2 protein-coding genes and 1 pseudogene are annotated in these 4200 nt (G+C 38.8%); all 3 read right to left on the bottom strand.

Translation table 11 applies throughout. The annotated features are described in order from the left end of the window. The coding region (locus tag CW745_RS16415; RefSeq protein ID WP_101109785.1) for a G-D-S-L family lipolytic protein at positions 1-1628 on the bottom strand (1628 nt) is incomplete at its 3' end. A gap of 18 nt (positions 1629-1646) precedes the next feature. Continuing rightward, positions 1647-3956 (bottom strand): annotated as a pseudogene (locus CW745_RS16410) (TonB-dependent receptor); the annotation flags it as partial. A 46-nt stretch (positions 3957-4002) separates the two neighbouring features. Beyond that, positions 4003-4200, bottom strand: a 198-nt coding sequence (locus CW745_RS16955) for a hypothetical protein (RefSeq protein WP_238596855.1), incomplete at its 5' end; no start/stop codon positions are given.

Raw genomic sequence — 4200 nt, 5'->3', positions numbered from 1 at the left:
AGTGTTGCCGGGTAATTCGTAGGATAATCCCCTACGTTCAACAAATTACCGGATTCTTCAAAATTAGAACCATACGTTGCATCTATTGCCTTCATGAATTCATTAGCCAACAATGCATATCCTCTTGCAGTTGGATGTATACCATCTAAAGAGAATGCGCTACCAGTTACCAAATTTGAGGTTAATGTAAAATCACCACTTGTTATACCTCCATTCGCCAATTGGTTCAATAGTCCATTTGCATCAACCAGAGCTAAACCTGCTTGATTAGCCGTAGCTTCTATAATTTGATTGAAAGCCGCTGTAGCCACGGCAATTTCTTCTTGCTCACTAGGAATCAACACCCATTTATCTTCTAAAGGCAATGAAATACCTTCCACTGAAAACTGACCTGCCAATGTCTGTGGTAAACCTGCAGCCATAAGAGCAGCAACGGATTCTGTATTTATCGTTCCTATAATAGAAGAGCTTGGTAATACGAACAAATCATCTGCAGTTGCTTCTCTGGTTTGCCCATAAGTACTACCCAATAACCCCGCCACTAAAGGCGCAGCTTCTACCGGCAGTCCAAAAGATTGTACAAAAGCCGGAAATGTAGGACTTGCACTAAGTACACCAGCTATTTGAGCTGACAAATCGGTCAAAGTTTCATCTCTTATTACGACTTCACTTGCCGCGGTTGTGGAAAATTCTATGGAGCGCTCTGGCACACCCAAGAAAGCATACACTTGATTCAATTGCCCAACAATGCCATTTAAAGTAGCAATTTGATCTCCAAAATCTGGATTGGTAGGATCTAATGGGTTATGTGGCACTGTTGTAAAATGAGGCACATCTGTAACATTAGGAATGTTGGCAACGACCCCTTGAGCACCACCTGCAGTTAACGTTGCGATCAAAGCTCCATAACTACCATCAAAACCTTGACCTGGCGCACCGGAAATAGGTGTAATAGGATCTGTTCCGTCACCTCCTGTAGTGGCATATCCTAATACATCATTATTACCTATCCATAAAGAGAAAAAACTAGGGGACTGACCAACTGCCATTTCTAAAACGCTAATATCTGGCGTGGCGCCGGTCATTCTTACAAAATAAGGATTAGCAAGACCTAATTGTACGTTAGCTATATTACCATATCCCGGTGCTAACAAATGAAAACTTTTTGCACCAGGCACCCCTAGGTTATTAAAAGGTCCTGTTGGGTTATTTAAAGCAATATCCGTGGTAACGGTTACATCCCCAATTAAAGATTCTAAAGAAACGGGACCCGCTCCACCAAATACTAGTCTAGGATCTTGTATTCTAGTACCCGCAAGTGCAAGACCACCAATATTATCATTGGTTAAAGGTTGACTAAAACTACCTCCACCTGCAAGGCTAAATTTTTGCGATAACAGATTGGGCATAGACAATGTCTGACTAGCTTGAAATAAAGCTCCATCTGTAAAACCTGCCGTTAAAGAGTTACCTAATGAAACATAATTAGAGAAATCTGCAGAACCAGCAGTTAACGCAGGCAATTCCTCTACAATGACCTCTGGTTCTAAATCAACATCTTCTGGGTCGTTACAAGCCGTAAAAGCCAAGACACCTAAAGAAATATATAAATATTTTAAGTTTTTCATTTCAACTTTTGATTTTAATTAGTTGTTAATTGTCCAAGAAACATAGTACATAGACCCAATAAGACCCGTACCGAACGCAGTGTTATATTCTTTACCCGTTAGGTTTGTACCCCCTAATTTGAAAGAAGATTTTATACTTGGAACTTCATAGTTAATTTGCGCATCAACTACATGAAATTCAGGGATTACACCATTTCCAAAAGTAGCTTCCCAGAAATAATCATCGCTAAACCTATAGGACACATTAAACCCGAAATTTTCAAAAAGTTCCTTATTACCAAAAGAAGCTTTGAACTTGTGCTCTGGAGTATTGAAGTTCAGCATTACATCTGGATTGGCTTCACGATCAAAATCCAGTTTTGTAAATGTATAACTACCACCTAAATCAAAATTACCCAACACCTTAACATCAAGACCAATAGATGCTCCCTAAGAATTAACATTAGCATCAGTATTGGTGTATGTACTATATGCCTGGAAATCTCCATTAGCTATTGCCGCAACTGAAAGTCCGCCATCACCAACTTCTCCATAGTAAGGAGCAACAACTACCTCTTGAGAGATGAAATCTTGATAGCTGTTATAGTATGTACTAAACTCAATAACTAATTTATCGACCTTACCTCTATACCCGATTTCAAAAGAAGTTACTTTTTCTGGCTTCACTAAATCTGGATTTGCAACTTCAAGAACCGAAGGGTCACCTGTCTCAGCCAAAGCCGTGGCAGAAGCTGCGGAGTAAGAATTATTATATGCAGCTGCACCAGTTTGTGTAACCGACGAAGGTTGACCTAACAACTGACCTGTTGCACTAACATCAAAATCTCTTGAATATTGCTCTAAATTATCAGGTGCAGAACCAACTAAAATTGCTCTACCGGCATCCAAACCAATAAACAGATCCTGAGTAGTAGGATTTCTAAATCCTGTTTGAGCAGACGCTCTTATATTATGATTTCTGTTCAATGTATAACCTGCAGACAATCTTGGAGAATAAAAACCATCAAAAAACTCAGATTTATCATACCTGATAGACCCCGTTTGTTTTAAACTTTTTTCTCCTGCCTTAGGCAAAGTTTTTTGAATCTGTGAATAAATTCCGAATTCTGAATAATCAATAGGTCCGTCTTCCTCTGAATCTGTATAAATAGTACCTAAAGAATTTAAACTATATTCTCTAAAAGAACCACCAACTTGTATTTCCGCCCAATCAATTAAATGACTAAAGTTATAATTAGCGTCAGCATGGTAGTATTTAGATTGATCATAGAATTGTGACCCTACACTTAAATCCGGATCCTTTATTACCCTATTAAATGCAGCTTCGAACTCTGGCGTACCTGGCAATAGTCTACCAGATTCAGCTTGTGCCCTTGCAGCAGCATGTGCCTGCTGATCAGTAGCACCTGCCAATGTTGCCTGTACATATGCACCCGTATATTCACCAAACCATGTATTATCATCTTTCCATGCTCTGTTAATATTAATTCCGGTAAAAACCATATCATAAGAATCACCAGCTTTATCACCAACTACATAACCCCTTACAAAAAAGTTATCATTTTTGATTTCCAATTTATGTTGTTCTTGAAAGAAACCAGCAATATTATATCTATTAGTACCTTGATAAATAGTATTACCTGTACCCACTTTACCTACATAAGAAATTTCTAAACTATTATCTTCAATGGGTCTATAATACAAGCCCCAATCCGCTTTAATACTTTCTGCATTGTAATTGGTAAGATCACTTTCATTATACCCGGTTCTACTAACAATTTCAGAAGGCACCAAAGCATTTGCCCCAGAAGGCAAAACACCTAAGCCCTCAAGCGTAAGTGCAACCTCTTTAATATTGGTAGCAACCTCATCACCATAAACGTTAATACCGTCATAGTTTAGGTTATCACGCGTACCACCAACTGTGTTTCTATCATCTGTATTATTGGCAGCCCAGTCCGTACCTTTTAAGTAACCAAAATTAACCTTAGCCGCAAACTTATCGCTGAACTTATGTGCAGCCCTAATACCAAAATCAGTATAAGAATTATCTCCAGAAGCCTGTTGAGAAGTAATACCTTGTTTAATAGATACACTGATACCTTCATAGTCAAAAGGGCTTTTACTTCGCATAAACAAAATTCCATTAAATGCATTCGCCCCATATAGTGCAGATGATGCCCCAGGCAACAATTCAACACTTAACACATCTGGCTCTATAAGACCAACTAAATTACCAATAGGGAAATTCAATGCAGGTGTAGAGTTGTCCATACCATCTACAAGTTGCATAAAACGTGTATTGGCAAAAGATGCGAAACCCCTGGTGTTAACCGATTTAAATGTTTAACTGTTTGTGTTCACGTCTACACCTTTAAGATTTTTCATACCCACCATAAAAATCGGCAGCCGTGGTATTCTTTATTTCCGAAATACCACTTCTCTCAACGGTTACCGGAGATTCAAAAATACGCTCAGGAGTCCTTGAAGCCGATATGACTACCTCATCCAAAAAGGTTTGGGCTTCCTTTAACACGACGGTCATAGTTTGGGTAGCACTTGTAATATCCTT

This window comes from Psychromonas sp. psych-6C06, from assembly GCF_002835465.1.
Taxonomy (GTDB): Bacteria; Pseudomonadota; Gammaproteobacteria; order Enterobacterales; family Psychromonadaceae; genus Psychromonas.
Note: the sequence above shows the minus strand (reverse complement) of the source record. Positions and strands in the feature narration are given on the sequence as shown.